At 71.8% G+C, this 15,729-nt stretch carries 19 protein-coding genes and 1 tRNA gene; 2 read left to right on the top strand and 18 right to left on the bottom strand.

Annotated features, from left to right (window positions below):
* Positions 1-107: 107 nt before the first annotated feature.
* A complete protein-coding gene (locus OF850_RS17665) occupies positions 108-1,208 on the top strand; it encodes an Mrp/NBP35 family ATP-binding protein (RefSeq protein ID WP_301591667.1) in 1,101 nt (366 codons plus the stop codon).
* Here OF850_RS17665 and OF850_RS17660 read toward each other — a convergent pair.
* From OF850_RS17660 to sppA, 12 genes are all read right to left on the bottom strand, one after another.
* Positions 1,198-1,707 (bottom strand): 2'-5' RNA ligase family protein, encoded by a 510-nt coding sequence (locus tag OF850_RS17660; protein ID WP_301591665.1) that lies wholly within the window; start codon positions 1,705-1,707, stop codon positions 1,198-1,200. The two genes, OF850_RS17665 and OF850_RS17660, sit on opposite strands and share 11 nt — an antisense overlap.
* Entirely contained in the window at positions 1,704-2,576 is an 873-nt protein-coding gene (locus OF850_RS17655) for a PfkB family carbohydrate kinase (RefSeq protein WP_301591663.1), read from the bottom strand. Before OF850_RS17655 ends, OF850_RS17660 begins: the two co-directional genes overlap by 4 nt.
* Positions 2,573-3,160: an HD domain-containing protein gene (locus OF850_RS17650; RefSeq protein ID WP_301591662.1), complete on the bottom strand. Its 588-nt coding sequence runs from the start codon at positions 3,158-3,160 to the stop codon at positions 2,573-2,575. Before OF850_RS17650 ends, OF850_RS17655 begins: the two co-directional genes overlap by 4 nt.
* The gene (locus tag OF850_RS17645; RefSeq protein WP_301591660.1) at positions 3,160-3,462 is read right to left on the bottom strand and encodes a YciI family protein; all 303 of its coding nucleotides are present in this window, start codon (positions 3,460-3,462) and stop codon (positions 3,160-3,162) included. Before OF850_RS17645 ends, OF850_RS17650 begins: the two co-directional genes overlap by 1 nt.
* A 10-nt stretch (positions 3,463-3,472) precedes the next feature.
* Positions 3,473-4,408, bottom strand: a complete 936-nt coding sequence (gene thyX, locus OF850_RS17640; RefSeq protein WP_301591659.1) for an FAD-dependent thymidylate synthase — start codon at positions 4,406-4,408, stop codon at positions 3,473-3,475.
* Entirely contained in the window at positions 4,408-5,238 is an 831-nt protein-coding gene (gene trpA, locus OF850_RS17635) for a tryptophan synthase subunit alpha (protein ID WP_301591658.1), read from the bottom strand. The genes thyX and trpA overlap by 1 nt, the downstream gene beginning before the upstream one ends.
* 8 nt (positions 5,239-5,246) lie before the next feature.
* On the bottom strand, positions 5,247-6,485 hold the full coding sequence (gene trpB / locus OF850_RS17630; protein ID WP_301591657.1) for a tryptophan synthase subunit beta: 1,239 nt from the start codon (positions 6,483-6,485) through the stop codon (positions 5,247-5,249).
* Positions 6,486-6,544: 59 nt separating this feature from the next.
* Positions 6,545-7,168 (bottom strand): phosphoribosylanthranilate isomerase, encoded by a 624-nt coding sequence (locus OF850_RS17625; protein ID WP_301591656.1) that lies wholly within the window; start codon positions 7,166-7,168, stop codon positions 6,545-6,547.
* Positions 7,165-7,878 carry an orotidine-5'-phosphate decarboxylase gene (gene pyrF, locus OF850_RS17620; RefSeq protein ID WP_301591655.1) on the bottom strand — a complete coding sequence of 238 codons (714 nt, stop codon included), beginning with the start codon at positions 7,876-7,878 and terminating at the stop codon, positions 7,165-7,167. Before pyrF ends, OF850_RS17625 begins: the two co-directional genes overlap by 4 nt.
* Positions 7,875-8,153: a lipopolysaccharide assembly protein LapA domain-containing protein gene (locus OF850_RS17615; RefSeq protein ID WP_301591654.1), complete on the bottom strand. Its 279-nt coding sequence runs from the start codon at positions 8,151-8,153 to the stop codon at positions 7,875-7,877. Before OF850_RS17615 ends, pyrF begins: the two co-directional genes overlap by 4 nt.
* Complete coding sequence (gene ihfB / locus OF850_RS17610; protein ID WP_301591723.1) at positions 8,154-8,456, bottom strand: integration host factor subunit beta; 303 nt, start codon at positions 8,454-8,456, stop codon at positions 8,154-8,156.
* A gap of 74 nt (positions 8,457-8,530) precedes the next feature.
* A complete protein-coding gene (gene sppA / locus OF850_RS17605) occupies positions 8,531-9,421 on the bottom strand; it encodes a signal peptide peptidase SppA (RefSeq protein ID WP_301591653.1) in 891 nt (296 codons plus the stop codon).
* Positions 9,422-9,494: 73 nt separating this feature from the next.
* Between sppA and OF850_RS17600 the strand changes: the two genes are divergently transcribed.
* Positions 9,495-9,569 (top strand) — tRNA-Thr (locus tag OF850_RS17600).
* Between the two features lie 10 nt (positions 9,570-9,579).
* Here OF850_RS17600 and OF850_RS17595 read toward each other — a convergent pair.
* From OF850_RS17595 to OF850_RS17570, 6 genes are all read right to left on the bottom strand, one after another.
* Positions 9,580-10,287 (bottom strand): ATP-binding cassette domain-containing protein, encoded by a 708-nt coding sequence (locus OF850_RS17595; RefSeq protein WP_301591652.1) that lies wholly within the window; start codon positions 10,285-10,287, stop codon positions 9,580-9,582.
* Positions 10,284-11,030, bottom strand: coding sequence for an ABC transporter ATP-binding protein (locus OF850_RS17590; protein ID WP_301591651.1), 747 nt, complete (start codon positions 11,028-11,030; stop codon positions 10,284-10,286). Before OF850_RS17590 ends, OF850_RS17595 begins: the two co-directional genes overlap by 4 nt.
* Positions 11,027-11,899 carry a branched-chain amino acid ABC transporter permease gene (locus OF850_RS17585; RefSeq protein WP_301591650.1) on the bottom strand — a complete coding sequence of 291 codons (873 nt, stop codon included), beginning with the start codon at positions 11,897-11,899 and terminating at the stop codon, positions 11,027-11,029. Before OF850_RS17585 ends, OF850_RS17590 begins: the two co-directional genes overlap by 4 nt.
* Positions 11,896-12,765 (bottom strand): branched-chain amino acid ABC transporter permease, encoded by an 870-nt coding sequence (locus OF850_RS17580; RefSeq protein WP_301591648.1) that lies wholly within the window; start codon positions 12,763-12,765, stop codon positions 11,896-11,898. The genes OF850_RS17585 and OF850_RS17580 overlap by 4 nt, the downstream gene beginning before the upstream one ends.
* A complete protein-coding gene (locus tag OF850_RS17575) occupies positions 12,765-13,880 on the bottom strand; it encodes an ABC transporter substrate-binding protein (protein WP_301591647.1) in 1,116 nt (371 codons plus the stop codon). Before OF850_RS17575 ends, OF850_RS17580 begins: the two co-directional genes overlap by 1 nt.
* A gap of 79 nt (positions 13,881-13,959) precedes the next feature.
* Positions 13,960-15,627 carry a hypothetical protein gene (locus tag OF850_RS17570; RefSeq protein ID WP_301591646.1) on the bottom strand — a complete coding sequence of 556 codons (1,668 nt, stop codon included), beginning with the start codon at positions 15,625-15,627 and terminating at the stop codon, positions 13,960-13,962.
* Positions 15,628-15,729 lie beyond the last annotated feature (102 nt).

Below are 15,729 nucleotides of genomic sequence, written 5' to 3'. Positions count from 1 at the left end.
GTATGGGCTTGAGCATAGGGTGCGGCACCGCCCCGGGCGAGGGGTGTGCCGCACCGCGCAAGGATGCATATGTGGTGCCCAACGCGTGAAGGAAAGGTCATAATTCCATGCCGAGTCCCCTCCCCGAGGCTGTCCGCGCCGCGCTCCGCGCCGTGGTGGACCCCGCCACCGGGCGTGACGTCGTGTCCTCCGGCATGGTCGAGGCGATCAACGAGCGCGACGGGATGGTCCAGTTCGCCCTCGCCGTGCCGCGCGAAAGGGCGCGCGAGATGGAACCCCTGCGCCTCGCCGCCGAGCGCGCCGCCGCCGCCGTGCCCGGCGTGCTGTCCGCGACGGTGGTGCTGACGGCGCACCGCGCCGAGGCTCCGGCGCAGCGTACTGCCGCCAAGTCCCCGCCCGGCCAGGGCGCCATGCTGCTGCCGGGGGTGAAGCGCATCGTCGCCGTCGCCTCGGGCAAGGGGGGCGTGGGCAAGAGCACGACGGCGGTGAACCTCGCCGTGGCGCTGGCCTCGCAAGGGCTGCGGGTCGGGCTGCTGGACGCCGACATCTACGGCCCCTCCCTGCCGCAGATGCTGGGCACCAATGAGCGGCCGCGGGCCGTCGGGCAGCGCATCATCCCCATTTCGCGCTGGGGGCTGAAGGCGATGAGCATCGGCTTCCTGGTGGAGCAGGAGACGCCGATGGTCTGGCGCGGCCCCATGGTGATGGGCGCGCTGGAACAGATGATGGGCCAGGTGGAGTGGGGCGAGCTGGACGCCATGCTGGTGGACATGCCGCCCGGCACGGGCGACGCGCAGCTGACCATGTCCCAGCGCGTGCCGCTGGCGGGCGCAGTCATCGTCTCCACCCCGCAGGACGTGGCGCTGATCGACGCGCGGCGCGGGGTGCGGATGTTCGAGAAGGTGAACGTCCCCGTCCTCGGCCTCATCGAGAACATGTCCTTCTTCTGCTGCCCGAAATGCGGCGAGCGGACCGAGATCTTCGGCCATGGCGGCGCGCGGGAGGAAGCGACGCGCCTCGGCACCGAATTCCTGGGCGAGCTGCCGCTCAAGCTGGCGATCCGGCAGATGGCCGATGCCGGAACCCCCGTGGTGCTGGCCGCGCCCGACAGCCACGAGGCGCAGGCTTACCAGTCCATCGCCGCGCGGCTCTGGGAGAAGCTGGAAGCGCCGGCCGCCGTCTCCGGCCCACGCATCGTCATGGAGTGAGAAAGGGGAATTCGCGACGAAGCTCCCACGGCCTGCCGCGATACCACCACAGGCGCAGCGCCGCGACCCGCGCCGGGCGCGGCGTCCATTCCGCGAGCAGCCGCGCATGCAGCGCCCGCGCCACTTCCGGCGCCGCCTTGTTCTGGATCGTCGCGTGGGGCCGCCAGCCCTGCCGGTCCTGCGGCGAAAGCCAAGGCGCCCATTCCCGCGCGAGGCGGGCGCGCAGCGCGGCCAGCGCCTCCGAGCGCAGTTCCAGCGCCACGCCGCGTCCCAGGAAGCGCGGCGGGCCAAGCATCGCTTCGGGCGAGTTGGCGCCGGAGGTCACGGCGTCCAGCGCTGCCTCGACCGAGGCGAGTTCCGCGCCGGGCAGCGCATGGAACAGCGTGACATGGGCCGGGACGATGTTGCGCTCCGGCGGGAAATGCGCGTCGCGCAGCGACTGAAGCTTGGATTGCGCCGATGGCTCCAGCAACGCCGTCAGGATCAGCGGGTCGCTCACCCGAGCAGCGCGTCGGTTTGCGCCGCATCGGGCATGGCGATGGCAGCGCCGGGGCGGGTGCAGGCCAGGGCGGCGGCGGCGTTGGCGCGGCGCATCGCCGCCTGCAGGGGGAGGCCGCGGCCGAGCGAGGCGGCCAGTACGCCGCACCATGCGTCCCCAGCCCCCACCGTGTCCGCCACGCGCACTGCGAAGGGCCCGGCCTGGATCAGTCCTTCGGTGGTCGCCGCCTCGGCGCCGCGCTCGGCAAGGGTGACCGCCACATCCGTGCTGGTCGCGGCGCGCAGCGCGATCGCCCCCGTTCCGCAGCCCAGATGCGCGGCCAGCCAAGCGGCCTCGGTCTCGTTCAGCACGAGCAGGCGCAGCGCGGCCAGCGCGTCACGCGGAAAGGCAAGTGCCGGGGCGAGGTTCAGGATGGCGTGCGCGCCCGCGTCGCGCGCCAGGCGCAGTTGGCGGAGGTTTTCCTCCACCCGCACTTCCATCTGCATCAGCACCGTCTCGCCGGGGAGGCAGGAAACGGCACCGGCCTGGAGGTTGGCGCCGGGCGAGACGGCGATCTGGTTGCGGCCCTCCGCATCCACCATGACGCAGGCCAGCCCGCTCGGCCCCGCGCCCGTCGCGGCCAGCAGGGTCGTGTCCACACCGGCAGCGTCCAGCGCGCCGTGCAGCATGGACCCGTTCGCATCGGTGCCGACGCAGCCGGCGAAGCGCACCGCGGCGCCGTCCCGCGCCGCCGCGATGGCCTGGTTCAGCCCCTTGCCACCCGGCAGCGGCGCCCCTGCCTCGCCCAGCAGCGTCTCGCCCTCGCGCGGCAGGCGGTCCATGCGGAACAGGAGGTCCGCGACGGCAGAACCGAAGACCAGCAAGCTCATGGCAGCAGCAGTCCCTTTGCCAGGGCGCGGTCGTAGAGCGCCTCGATCATCGGGGCGAAGGGCGCGCCCAGCGCGATGGCCGGCGCCATGCGGACCAGGCTGCGTGCCTTGGTGAGCCCCACCGCCTTCCAGGCCGGCGCGCCGCATTCCACCTGCTGCGCGAAGCCCTGCAGCCGGTCGCAGCCCATGGCGAAGCCCGCCTCGGGCGTCGCGCCTGCCTCGAACTCCACCCAGAGCGCGGCCACCTCGGCGGCGAGGTCGGGCGGGAGGAGCCGGAAGATGCGGCCTGCCGCCTCCGCCTCTCGCGCCGCCTGGGTGGCGAGGCCCTTGTCGTCGAAGGCGAAGGTGTCGCCGGCCTCGATCTCGACGAGGTCATGCACGGCGATCATGGACAGCACGCGCGCAAGATCCGGCTTCGGGTCCGGCGCCTCGCCGTGCAGCAGCACGGCGATGAGGGCGACCTGCCACGCATGCTCGCCGCTATTCTCGCGGCGCGCGCCAGTCATGGCCGCGCGCTCCACATGCTTCAGCCGGTCGGAAAGGGCGAGGAAGCCCAGGAGGGCGTCGCGCCGGGCAGCGTCCATCAGGCGCGTGCGGGCTGGTTCCAGCCGATGAAGCGGTGCAGCACCGAACCGAAGCCCAGGGATTTCGCCAAGACCGGATCGGCGGCGATCACCGCCTCGGCGGCCGTGTCGTCCGGCGCCTCGAACACCGCGAGGCCGTAGACACCCTCGTCGCCCGCGACCGGCCCGAAGCCGGAAACCCGCCCCTCGCCCATCAGCCGCGTCCAGTAGGCCATGTGCGCCTGCATCGCCTCAGCCTCGGTCGGCGTCATGTCGGAGGGGAAGGTGTCGCGCGGCGGCAGGAGGCGGAAGAGGTAGTGCATGGCGTGGCCCTCAGGCGGTGCGTCCCAGCACCTCCATCAACTCACGCCATTCCCGCTTCGACAAGCCGCTCTCCGCCTGGGACGGCGCCTCGCCGTCCAGCATGGCGCGCAGCACCTTCATCGCCGGGCCGCTGAAGGCAACGGCGTCGCGCATGTAGTCGGCGAAGGCCTCGTGGACCAGCGGGACCCAGGTCTCGACGACGGAAAGCATCGCGTCGGCATAGGCGCGGATCTCCATCTGCGCGTGTGGGTCGGCGCGCAGCTTCAGGAAATGCAGCAGGTTCCAGAGATTCGCCTGCCAGTAGAACTGCGTCATCACGTTGATGGGCAGGTTCATCCGCGCCAGCTCGCGCGCGAGGCCGGTGCGGGATTCATCGATCACCCGCCCCTCCTCGTCCTCGTTCAGCAGGTGCAGGTAGTGGTCGTAGCAGCGCGTGGCGTCGTCGCGCAGCAGCGCCAGCGCGACCTCGGCCTGGTCGGGCGGCAGGGATTCGGCGCGGCCCTGGCGGTTGGTGGCGCTCTGCGCCGCCATGTCCTCCGGGCGGGGGAAGTAGAACTCGCGCTCTAGCACGGAATAGCGGGCCGAGTACTCGTTGATGCTCGCCGTGCGGTGGCGGAACCATTGCCGCGTCACGAAGATCGGCGCGCGGATGTGGAACTTCGCCACGCACAGCTCGAAGGGCGTCGTGTGCTTGTGGCGCATCAGGTAGCGGACGAGGTTGCGGTCGTCCGAAACGGACTTCGTCCCCTTGCCGTAGGAAACGCGCGCGCCCTGCACCACGGAGCCGTCATCGCCCATGTAGTCCACGAGGCGCACGAATCCGGTTTCCAGCACGGGACGCGCCTCATACAGCGCCGCCTCGGCGCCCGGAGCGACGGGGCGCAGCGTCGGGTTGGCGCCGGCGCGGGATTCCGCGATCTCGGCGCGCTGGGCGTCGGTCAGCATCAGCGCCGCGCCGCGCGCACGGCGTCGGACAGGCCGCGCACCTGGTCGAGCACCTTGCGCACCGTGTCCGGCCGCGCCCGCCCCTGCTCGTCCAGCGTGGAGGCCAGCGTGTCGCAAAGCGCCGAGCCCACCACCGCGCCATCCGCGACGCGCGAGGCATGGGCCGCTTGCTCCGGCGTGCGGATGCCGAAGCCGATCGCGACCGGCAGGTCGGTCGCGGCGCGGATGGGCGGGATCGCCGCCTCCAGCGCCGCCGGGTCGGCGGAGCGCGTGCCGGTGATGCCGGTGATGGCCACGTAGTAGACGAAGCCGGAGGAGGCGTTCAGAACCACCTCCAGCCGCTTCGCATCCGAGGTCGGCGCGACCAGGCGGATGATGTCCAGCCCTTCCCTCTCGCAGAAGGGCGCGAGCTCCTGGGCTTCCTCCGGCGGCATGTCCACCACGATCAGCCCGTCCACGCCGCTCGCCGCCGCGTCGGTGCAGAAGCGCTCGGGGCCATAGGACAGGATGGGATTCAGGTAGCCCATGAGGATGATGGGCGTCGCGTCGTCCTCGCGCCGGAAGTCCCGCACCATGGCGAGGGTGCCGGCCAGCGTCGCGCCGGCCTTCAGCCCGCGCTGCCCGGCGAGCTGGACGCTCGGCCCATCCGCCGCGGGGTCGGTGAAGGGCACGCCGATCTCGATCAGGTCGGCCCCTGCCCCCGGCAGGCCGCGCAGGATCGCCATGGAGGTGGCGGGGTCGGGGTCATAGGCTTCCAAGAAGGGGATCAGCGCGCCGCGCCCTTCCGCCTTCAGCGCCGCGAAGCGCGCCTTGATGCGCGACCGGGTCATGACCTCGCTCACAGCTTCACCCCCAGATGGGAGGCGACGGCGAAGATGTCCTTGTCGCCGCGCCCGCAGAGATTCATCACGATGATCTTATCCGCCGGCAGGGTCGGCGCCAGCTTCAGCACGTAGGCAAGGGCGTGCGAGGGCTCCAGCGCCGGGATGATCCCCTCCAGGCGCGAGCAGAGTTGGAAGGCCGCCAGCGCCTCGTCATCCGTCGCGTTCACGTATTGCACGCGGCCGATCTCGTGCAGCCAGGAATGCTCCGGCCCCACGCCCGGGTAGTCGAGCCCGGCGCTGATCGAGTGGCCTTCCAGGATCTGCCCGTGCGCGTCCTGCAGCAGGTAGGTGCGGTTGCCGTGCAGCACGCCCGGACGCCCGCCGGTCAGCGAGGCGGCGTGGCCGGTCTCCGTATGGACGCCGTGGCCACCAGCCTCGACGCCGTACATCTCGACCTGCCCGTCATCCAGGAAGGGGTAGAACAGCCCCATGGCGTTGGAGCCGCCGCCGATCGCCGCCACCAGCGCGTCGGGAAGGCGCCCCTCGGCCTGCATCATCTGGCCGCGCAGCTCCTCGCCGATGATGCTCTGGAAGTCGCGCACCATGACGGGATAGGGGTGAGGCCCGGCCACGGTGCCGATGCAGTAATATGTGTCCTCGACATGAGCGACCCAGTGGCGCAGCGCCTCGTTCATCGCGTCCTTCAGCGTGGCGGCGCCGCTTTCCACCGCGACCACCTCCGCGCCCAGCAGCTTCATGCGGAACACGTTGGGCTGCTGCCGCGCCACGTCGGTCGCGCCCATGAAGACGGTGCAGGGCAGGTTGAACAGGGCGCAGGCCGTGGCGGTGGCGACGCCGTGCTGCCCCGCCCCCGTCTCGGCGATGATGCGCTTCTTGCCCATGCGCTTGGCCAGCAGGATCTGGCCCAGCACGGCGTTGATCTTGTGCGCGCCGGTGTGGTTCAGCTCGTCGCGCTTGAAATAGACCTTGGCGCCCTTGTCCGGCCGGCCTGCGGCCTGGGCGCAATGCCGAGTGACGCGCTCCGCGAACCAGAGCGGGCTCGGGCGGCCCACGTAATGCGTCAGCAGGCGGCGCCATTCCGCGTCGAAAGCGGGGTCGGCCTTCGCGGCGGCGTAGGCGGCCTCCACCTCCAGGATCAGGGGCATCAGCGTCTCGGCGACGTAGCGGCCGCCGAAGCCGCCGAACTTGCCCGAGGCGTCGGGGCCGTTCTTCAAGGTGTTCGGAAGGGTCACAGCAGGGGTATCCGTGTCGCGGCGTCAGCCGGGGGTGATAGCCCGGCCGGCCGCCCGAGTCAGCCGCCCCGCGCCGCCTTCACGAAGGCCGAGACCAGCGCCGGGTCCTTCACCCCCCTGGACGCCTCAACGCCGGAAGAAACGTCCACCCCCGGCGCCCCGCTTTCCGCCAGGGCGGCGGCGACATTGGCGGGGTCCAGCCCGCCGGCCAGCAGCCAGGGGCGCGGGATGGCGACGCGGCGCGGCAGGGACCAGTCGAAGCGCGTGCCGTTGCCGCCGGGCAGTGCCGCCGGCTTCGCGTCCAGCAGCAGGCAGTCCGAAACGAGGGCGTAATCGGCGATGGAGCAGAGGTCCGCCTCGCTGCCGATGCCGATCGCCTTCATCACCGGCTTGCCGAAGAGGGAGCGGATCTCGGCCACGCGGGAGGGGCTCTCCTCCCCATGGAGCTGGAGCACGTCCAGGGCCGGCAGGGCGGCGGCGATCAGCGCGTCGGGCGCATCCACGAATAGGCCCACGCGCTTCGGCCCGGCGGGTGCCACCGCGGCCAGGGCGATGGCCTGCTCCGGCGAAAGGGCGCGGGGCGAGGCCGGATAGAAGACGAAGCCGACGAAATCCGCCTCGCGCGCCGCGTCCAGCGCCTCGGCGTCGCGCAGCCCGCAAATCTTGACCAGTGGGCGGGTCACCGCGGCAGGCCAGCGGTGATGGCGCGCGCCGCCTCCCCAGGGTTTCCGGCGCCGCTCACCGGGCGCCCGACCACGATCCAGTCCGCGCCGTCGCGCACCGCCTCCTCCGGCGTCGCCACGCGGGACTGGTCGCCTGCGGCGGCGCCGGCGGGGCGGATGCCGGGAACGACCAGCGCCGGTGCCTCGCCGAGGGAGTCGCGGATAGCCCGGATCTCGCGCGGGGAGCAGACCAGCCCGTCCGCCCCAGCCGAAACGGCCATGCGGGCCAGGCGCACCACCTGCGCCGCCGCACCGCCGCTGACCCCCGTCGCCTCCAGCGCCGCCTCGTCCATGGAGGTCAGCACCGTCACGGCGAGGAGGAGCGGCCGTTCCCTGCCCGCTTTTTCCGCCGCCTCGCGCGCGGCGGCGATCATGGCGGGGCCACCCCCGGCATGGAGGGTGAGCATGGACGCGCCCAGCGGCGCGAGGGAGCGCACCGCTCCGGCGACGGTGTTGGGGATGTCGTGCAGCTTCAGGTCCAGGAAGACCGGCGCGGCCCTGGCCAGGCGGCCCAGCACCCCCGGCCCCTCGGCGCAGAAAAGCTCAAGGCCCAGCTTCACCAGCCCCGCATGGGGCGCGACCTTGTGGGCCAGCGACTCGGCCCGCGCCGCTTCCGGCACGTCGAGCGCCACGATCAGCCGGCCGGCGGGGCCGGACGGGCGGGAGATCATGCGCGGCGGGGCTTGTCGCGCGAAGCCAGCTCCGCCTCCATGAGGCGCGAGGCCTGCTCCAGCTCGGCGAGGCGGCGGCGCTTCCGCAGCCCGGCGCCCGAGGCCACCAGCGCCCCGGCCAGGAAGGCCAGCGCAGCCGGGACCAGGATCGCCTGCCAGAGCGGCATCTCGGCCACCCAGCCGCGCGGCCAGAGATTCACGTCCACGGCCTGGGGGTTGCCCAGCGCGAAGACGGCGACCAGCACCGCCAGGATCAGTGTGACGACAATGCCCATTCAGCGTCCCTCGCCGGGGTCCTTGCCGCCATTCACCCGCACGCGCAACTCCTTGCCCGGCCGGAAATGCGGCATCCCCTTGCCCGACACGGCAACGGCCTCCCCGGTGCGGGGGTTTCGCCCGGTCCGGGCGGCGCGGCGGCGCGTGGTGAAGGCGCCAAATCCGCGCAGTTCCACCCGCCCGCCCTCGGCCAGCGTGGCGGAGATGCGGTCGAAGATCGTGGCGACCACGACCTCCACGTCGCGCGCGCGCAGGTGCGGATATTCCTCCGCCAGCCTCGCGATCAGCTCGCTTCTCGTCACCCTCACCCCCTCGGCACGCGCGGCATCATTGCAGGCGAAGCCCGCGCCCCTGTCCAGCATCCCGGTTCCACGGCTCAGCGCGGCGTCAGCAGCGTGGCCAGCGACTCGATGGCGGCGCCCCAGACCAGGGCGGCGCCGCGGCTGAAGATGCGCTCCGCCGGGTTGCGCGGATCAATATCCCGGATTGGCAGGGATTCGGAAACGTTATGCTGCTGCGCCAGCCAGCGCCGCGCCTCCGCCTCGCCGCCGATCGCGTCCACGAGGCCGACGCCCAGCGCCTGCCGCCCGGTCATGACGCGGCCATCGGCCAGCTCGCGCACCCGCGCCGGCTCCATCCGGCGCCCGGTGGCGACCATGGCGACGAACTGCTCGTGCATGTCGCCGACCACGGCGGCGAGCGCAGCCCTCCCCTCCTCGGTCAATGGGCGGAAGGGGCTGGGTTGGTCCTTGAGCGGGCCGGAGGCGATGGTGTTGGCCCGCACGCCCAGCGTCGCCATCAGCTCCGTTGCCTCGAAGCTGTGCAGGATCACGCCGATGGAGCCCGTCAGCGTCGCCTCGCGCGCGAAGACGCGTTCGGCCGGCAGGGCGACCATGTAGCCGGCCGAGGTCGCGGTGCCGCCCATGGCGGCGACCACCGGCTTGCCGGCGGCACGCATCCGGGCCAGCGCGCCGTGCAGCGCCTCGCCGCCCGAGACGCTGCCGCCGGGGCTGTCGATCGTCACCACGACGGCGCGCATGGACGGGTTGCGGACGGCCTCGTCCAGGGTGCGGATCAGCCGCGAATCATCGCCGATGAAGCCGCGCACTGGCAGGCGGGCGACATGGGCGCCCCCCGGCAGGGACAGGCGCGGCGCGAAGGCGAGGAAGGCGCCGAGGACGAGCAGCAGCACGGCGGCACCGCGCCACCAGCCCAGGCGGCGCTTCAGCCGGCGGCGTTCGAGCAGGAGGTCGGTGTCAGGAGGCATCCGTGGGGTCTATCAGGCAGCCGGGGCGGTTGCCAGCTGCCCGGCCTTGGAGTAGGAGCCTCGCCAGAGCCGGGCCGACGTAGCACAGCGGTAGTGCAACCGATTCGTAATCGGTAGGTCGGGAGTTCGATTCTCCCCGTCGGCACCAGCTTTTCCCGTCAGAACAGCTCCATCAGCGCGGAATGGTCGCGGAAGCGGTCCGGTGTCCCTTCCTGGATCACCCGGCCCGACTTCATCACGATCACGCGATCGCTGATCGCCAGCGCCTCGCGGATCTGCTGCTCCACCAGCAGCAGCGCCACCCCGTGCTCCCGCCGCAGCCGGGCGATGGGTTCCAGCAAATCCTGGAACAGCTTGGGGGCGAGGCCGATGGAAGGCTCGTCCAGCAGCAGCGCGCGGGGCTTCAGCAGCAAGGCGCGGGCGATGGAGACCATCTGCTGCTGGCCGCCCGACAAGGTTCCCGCCCGCCGCGAAAGGAACTCGCGGATGCGCGGCAGCACGTCCAGCACTTCCTCCACCCGGCGGGGCTGCTCGGGCTTCGGGACGCCACCGGCCCAGAGGGCCAGGCCGAAGATCTCCGTCACGGTCAGGTCGGGAAAGACGCCGCGCCCCTCGGGCACCAGCGCCACCCCGGCCGCGTTCAGCGCCGCCGGGATGTGGGAGGGAAGCTCCCGCCCGAAGACGCGGATGCGCCCGGCGTCGGGACGGTGCAGCCCGAACAGCACGCGCAGCAAGGTGGACTTGCCGGCGCCGTTGTGCCCGATCAGGGTCAGCGCCTCCCCCTCTGCCAGGGTGAGGGACACATTCTCGACCACCGCATTGCCGCCATAGCCGGCGGTGAGCCCCGTCGCCTCGATGGCGTTCACGCCGCGCGCTCCCCGAAATAGATGGCGGCCAGCGCCTTGTCGCGCAGGATGGCCTGCGGCTCGCCGACCGCGAGCACCACGCCGCGGTCCAGGAAGGCGATCTCGTCCGCCAGCTCCGCCACCACGTCGAGATTGTGCTCGATCAGGCAGATGGTGATGCCCCGCGCGTTCGCCGCGCGCAGCAATCCCGCGAAGCGCTGGCGGGAGGACAGGTCGAGGCCGGAGGCTGGCTCGTCGAGCAGCCAGATCCGCGCCTCGGCGGCCAGGATGCGCGCCATGGAAAGGAACTTCCGCTCCGCATAGGCGAGGTCCACGGCGCGGCTTTCCGCGAGGTCCGAAAGCCCCGTCGCCGCCAGCGCCTCCTCTACCCGCGCCGCGCGGGCCTTGGCATCCCCCGCCTGCCAGAACCAGGAGCCGCGCTCCGTCGCCGACATGGCGTTCTCGCGCACCGTCATGTGGGTGAAGAGGCGCAGGTCCTGGAAGGAGCGCGCGACGCCGCGCCGCGCCACCTGCCAGGGCTTCAGCCCGAGGAGGCTTTCGCCATCCAGCGTGGCCTCGCCCGCATCGGCGCGAAGATTGCCGGTGACGAGGTTGAACAGCGTGGTTTTGCCCGCGCCGTTCGGACCCACCAGCGCCAGCACCTTGCCGGCCGGCAGCGCCAGGGACACGCCCTGCACCGCCTTCACGCCCCCGAAGGAGATGGACAGGTCCCGGCAGACCAGGGGATGCGCAGCGCCGCTCATGCCTTCCTCCCCGTCCGCATGTCGCCCAGCAGCCCGGCGGGGCGGAAGATCATCAGCAGCGTCATGGCGGCGCCGTAGAGGATCTGCTGCACCGCGCCGATCTCCGTCGGCGGGATGAACGGCAGGAAGGACAGGCCGGCCGGCAGGGAAAGCAGCAGCACCGCCCCCAGCAGCGGGCCCCAGAGCGTCCCGGTCCCGCCCACGATCACCATGGCCATGATCAGCACGGACTGGTCCAGGGTGAAGCTTTCCACGTTCACGAAGCTCATGTGCAGGGCGAAGAGCGCGCCAGCCACGCCGGCCCCGGCGCAGGCAAACGCGACAGCCAGCGCCTTGGCGGCGTTGATGTTCTTGCCCAGCGCCTCCGCCGCGCTTTCCGCGTCGCGGATGGCGCGCAGCGTACGGCCGAAGGAACCGCGCGCCATCAGCCAGGTGGCCAGCAGGATCAGCACCAGCGCCGTCAGCGCCAGGGCCAGCGTCGGGACCTCGACGCCCAGGATCATCGGGCGCGGGATGCCCACGAGGCCACCCATGCCGCCGGTCAATCCCTTGGCTTCGGTGAACAGGGTGGTCGCCATCATCTGAAGGCCCAGGCTGGCGGCAACGAAGTACTCGCCGCGCACGCGCAGCGCCGGCAGGGCGAGGCAAAGCGACAGCCCGCCCGCCACCAGCGCCGCGACCACCATGGCCAGCAGCGCATCCGGCACGACGAGCAGGGCCAGCTGCGCCCCGGCATAGGCGCCCAGGCCGAAGAACACGGCATGGGCGACGGAGAAGATGCCGGCATAGCCCACGGCGACGTTCAGCGTCGCCGCCAGGATGCCGAAGATCGCGGCCAGCGTGGCGAGGTTGGCGAGATAGGCGGTCATCGCGCCACCGCGTGGCCGAACAGGCCCGAGGGCCGGAAAAGGATGAAGCCGAACAGCACGACGAAGCTCGCCGCCTCGGCCCATTGCGGGTCGGCGAAGTTCAGCACCACGCTTTCCGCAACGCCGAGCGAGAGACCCGCCAGCGCCGCGCCCTTCAGCGAGCCGACGCCGCCCACGATGGTCGCGGCCATGGAGATCAGCATGACGTGGTGGCCCACCGCCTCGTTCATGCCGGTGGTGATGGCGGTCAGCACCGCCGCCGGCGCCGCCAGCGCCGAGCCGAGCGCGAAGGCAAGCAACGAGAGGCGGTGCGAGGACAGGCCGTAGGCGCGAATCAGGTCGCTGTTCTGCGACAGCGCCCGCAGCGCCACCCCCGCCGGATGCCGCGTCAGGAAGATGCCGAGCGCCAGGAACAGCACCGCCGCGACAGCGAGCGAGACCCAGAAGACCGGGGCCAGGAAGACCTCCGGCAGCACCTCCGTCGCGCGGGACAGGGAGCTGTCGGCCACGACGAAGCCGCGCCCCGCCCACATGCCCACGAGGTTCTGCACCACGAGCGACACGCCGAAGGCCGCGACGAAGACGGTAAAGAACCCGCCCTCGTGCCGCTGGATCGGGCGGTAGACGAAGCGCTCCATCGCCACGCCGAAGCCGGTGGCGACCGCGATGGCCGCCAGCACGCCCAGCCAGGCCGGGTGGCCGTTGTTCCACAGGAGGAGGAACAGGTAGCCGGCCAGGGTGAAGGAGGCGCCATGGGCGAAGTGGAACACCTTGGTGGCACCGAAGATCAGGGCGAAGCCGCAGGCCGTGAGCGCGTAGAGCGCCCCGGTCTGCAGGCCGCCCAGCAGCAGCTGGAGGAAGAGCATCAGCCGGTGACGACGTTCACGCGGCCGCCGCGCACCTCGTTGATCTGGATGGCGGCGGTCATGCTGCCCTGCTCGTCGAAGGTGGCGCGGCCGCCCACCAGGTCGAACTCCTTCTGCTCCAGCAGCGCGGCGCGCAGCGTGTCGCCGTTCACTTCCTTGTTCTCCCGCTCCAGCTTCCCGGCGAGGAGGCAGAAGAGCCGTGTCGCGTTGTAGTAGTTGGTGTTGTAGGTGCCCGGGTCGCTGCCGAAGCGCGCCTTGAAGTCGGTGGCGTAGCGGCGCGTCAGCTCGTCGCCCGAGGCGAAGTCGGTCTGCTGCGAGGTGAAGAGCAGCCCCTCCGCCTCGGCGAGGTTGCGGATGCTTTCCAGGTTCATCGCCGAATAGGAGGTGAGCGGAACGGAAACGCCGTTGTCGCGCAGCCCCTTGATGATCTGGCCCTGCTGCGCGCCGAAGCTGGCGATGTAGACCGTGTCCGGACGCGTCTGCCGGATGCGGGCGGCGACGGGGCCGAATTGCTGCGCCGTGCGCGGAATGGAGAAGGAGCCGACCAGTTCCCCACCCGCGCGCGGCAGGTCGTTGCGGAAGATGCCGAGGATGGCGTCGCCCAGCGGGTCGTCCACGTAGACCAGCGCGACGCGCTTCAGGTTCCGCCGCATCATGAAGGGCAGCATCTCCCGCGTCTCGAGATGCGCCAGCGGGATGGTGTTCCAGAAATAGGGCGACAGCCCAGCGAGGTCCGGCCCCACCGCGCCGCCATTCACCATGACGGTCTTGCTGCGATCGCCGATCGGCGCCACGGCCTTGGAGACGGCGGTGAAGCCGACCATCACGTAGTTCGCGCGGTCCACGTTCACCAACTTGGTCATGCCCACCACGGCCTGCTGCGGCAGGGCCTGGGTGTCCTCCGCCTGGAGGCGGAGCGGGCGGCGCAGCATCCTTTCCGCCTCCGCGTGCTGCATGGCCAGCTGCACGCCCTCCGTGAAGACCTTGCCGTATTCCGCGTTGGGGCCGGAGAGCGGGAACAGCGTCCCGAGGACATAGGGGTCGCCGCCCTGCGCGCGGGCCAGGGTCGGTGCTGCGATCGCGCTGCCCAGCAGGGCGCGGCGGGAAAGGCGCATAGGGGCTTCCTCCGAATATTCCGTCGTTGGAAGGAAGCCTAGCCTCGCCCGCGCGGGGGACGCAAACCCCGGCCCGGCGCTACATGCGCCGGGCGACGCGCTGCGCCACCACGCCGGTCAGAACGCCGAACAGCGCGTGCAGCCCCGCATGCTTCGCCTGCGAGCCGGCGCTGTCGCGCCAGGGCGGCGGGACCAGCCCCAGCGCCGGCCCCACCACGCCAAAGGCCAGGGCGTGGAAGCCGAGGCCGAAGGCCAGCCCGGCCATGAGAGGCGAATGCTCGTCCTTCACCGTCGCGCCATAGGCAGCGCCCGCCACGGCCGACAGGACGAGGTGGCCGCCATGCCCGGAGAGTTCCTCCAGCACGCTCGGCGCCTCCTCCTTGCCGCGATGGTCGAGGCCGGCGCGGTCGGCCGCCTTGCGCTGCAGCTTGACGAGGTCCGAGGGCTCGCCACTCGCCGCCTCGGTGCCGAGAAACAGCGCGGAAACCAGCGCGCCCGCCGCCAAGCCACCCGCCGCCCCGGCCAGGGCGTGGCGGAAAGTGGGACTCATCGGCTGCGTCCAGGCGCCGGGGCGCGCATCCGGCGTGTTCGGGCGCCGACCCTCCCGGCCCGGCGCGGTGCCATAGGTCTGAGCCTCCGTGTCGGGCAGGACGAGGCGGGTCTGCGGCGCATGGAGCGGGCAGCCATTGCGCGCGGAGCGGAACTGCGCGGCCTCGCGATACGCATTGCGACGGGCGCGGTTCATCGCGCCGAGCGGCCGGTGCGCGGCGATGCCGTTCCACGGGCTGAAGGACAGCCCGTCATCCACGATGCGCGCCCGCGCCTCGCTCCAGGCGGGCTGCGGCGGCACGGTGATGCGCGCGACCGGCAGATAGGGGCTCTCGCTTTCCGGCCAGGTGACGGAGGCATCCTCCACCGGCATGGTCTCGGCATTGGTGCGGAGCTGGACCCGCAACTCCCACTCGCCGCCCTGGCGGCGGAAGAACTCGATCGCCTCCTCGCGCAGCCCATTCGGGCGGCCGCTCAGATCCACCTTCTTGTTCTTCAGCGCGACCAGCTCGCTCGACACCGGGACGACCGAGAACTTCGCCACGTAGTCGCCATAGCGGAACGGCACCTGGGTGTAGAAGGTCTCGCCGAGCGGATGGGTCAGCGGGTGGCCACCCATCATGGACAGCATCACGCTCTTGCCGCCCACCGCCTCAACCGCGCCCTCGGCGGCACGCGCCACGGCGGAGAAGGCCTTCTTCCAGGCCTGGCCCGTGTCGGTGCTGGCCGCCAGCAGGGACAGGTTGCCCGCGAAGGCCCTGGGGCCCGGCGCTGCGAAGGCCGGCGCGTTCGCCATGACGAAATCCTGCGTCGCCCCGCCCTCGGAGCCGTCCAGCCGCTCGCCCTCGACGCCGATCACCTTCACGGCGAGGCCGCGCGGCGAGGACACGTCGTCGTCCAGGATGTCGCCCGGATTGGTGGAGATCCGCAGGATGACGGGATAGGTCGCACGCCGGCCGAAAAGCCCCTGCGCGAGGGAGGGTGGCAGGTTGCCCAGCACGCGAAGCTCGCCTTCCAGCAGGGCATGGCTCTTGGCGTGGACGGAACGCAGCGCGTGGCCGTAATCCCGGAAGGTCGTCTCCTGGATGCCGCGCATCGTCTCGATCAGGCTGGCCTCGGTTTCCCGCTCCCCGGCCTCGATCTCCTCCACGGCGGGATCGTAGCGGAGCGGGGACAGGGCGGCGCGGCTGGCGGACATGGGCGGAGGCTCCGGTGCGGGAGGATTCCGGCGGGCAACGCGACCCACGGGGCCGGGTTGCCGCGCGTCCGGTTTGCAAACCCCGTCCCGCTTTGCCAAGCT

It is taken from the genome of Sabulicella glaciei (genome assembly GCF_026183895.1).
GTDB lineage: Bacteria > Pseudomonadota > Alphaproteobacteria > Acetobacterales > Acetobacteraceae > Roseococcus > Roseococcus glaciei.
The sequence above is the reverse complement of the archived record's forward strand: the minus strand, read 5'-3'. Positions and strand labels throughout refer to the sequence as shown.

What these genes read in the sequence shown, in the direction of transcription:
- OF850_RS17665 (WP_301591667.1), top strand. Translation starts at nt 108, where the DNA reads ATGCCGAGTCCCCTCCCCGAGGCTGTCCGCGCCGCGCTCCGCGCCGTG.
- thyX (WP_301591659.1), bottom strand. Translation starts at nt 4,408, where the DNA reads ATGCTGACCGACGCCCAGCGCGCCGAGATCGCGGAATCCCGCGCCGGC.
- OF850_RS17590 (WP_301591651.1), bottom strand. Translation starts at nt 11,030, where the DNA reads ATGAGCGGCGCTGCGCATCCCCTGGTCTGCCGGGACCTGTCCATCTCC.
- OF850_RS17650 (WP_301591662.1), bottom strand. Translation starts at nt 3,160, where the DNA reads ATGGACGCTGCCCGGCGCGACGCCCTCCTGGGCTTCCTCGCCCTTTCC.
- OF850_RS17615 (WP_301591654.1), bottom strand. Translation starts at nt 8,153, where the DNA reads ATGGGCATTGTCGTCACACTGATCCTGGCGGTGCTGGTCGCCGTCTTC.
- OF850_RS17655 (WP_301591663.1), bottom strand. Translation starts at nt 2,576, where the DNA reads ATGAGCTTGCTGGTCTTCGGTTCTGCCGTCGCGGACCTCCTGTTCCGC.
- sppA (WP_301591653.1), bottom strand. Translation starts at nt 9,421, where the DNA reads ATGCCTCCTGACACCGACCTCCTGCTCGAACGCCGCCGGCTGAAGCGC.
- trpA (WP_301591658.1), bottom strand. Translation starts at nt 5,238, where the DNA reads ATGACCCGGTCGCGCATCAAGGCGCGCTTCGCGGCGCTGAAGGCGGAA.
- OF850_RS17585 (WP_301591650.1), bottom strand. Translation starts at nt 11,899, where the DNA reads ATGACCGCCTATCTCGCCAACCTCGCCACGCTGGCCGCGATCTTCGGC.
- OF850_RS17570 (WP_301591646.1), bottom strand. Translation starts at nt 15,627, where the DNA reads ATGTCCGCCAGCCGCGCCGCCCTGTCCCCGCTCCGCTACGATCCCGCC.
- OF850_RS17645 (WP_301591660.1), bottom strand. Translation starts at nt 3,462, where the DNA reads ATGCACTACCTCTTCCGCCTCCTGCCGCCGCGCGACACCTTCCCCTCC.
- pyrF (WP_301591655.1), bottom strand. Translation starts at nt 7,878, where the DNA reads ATGATCTCCCGCCCGTCCGGCCCCGCCGGCCGGCTGATCGTGGCGCTC.
- OF850_RS17575 (WP_301591647.1), bottom strand. Translation starts at nt 13,880, where the DNA reads ATGCGCCTTTCCCGCCGCGCCCTGCTGGGCAGCGCGATCGCAGCACCG.
- OF850_RS17580 (WP_301591648.1), bottom strand. Translation starts at nt 12,765, where the DNA reads ATGCTCTTCCTCCAGCTGCTGCTGGGCGGCCTGCAGACCGGGGCGCTC.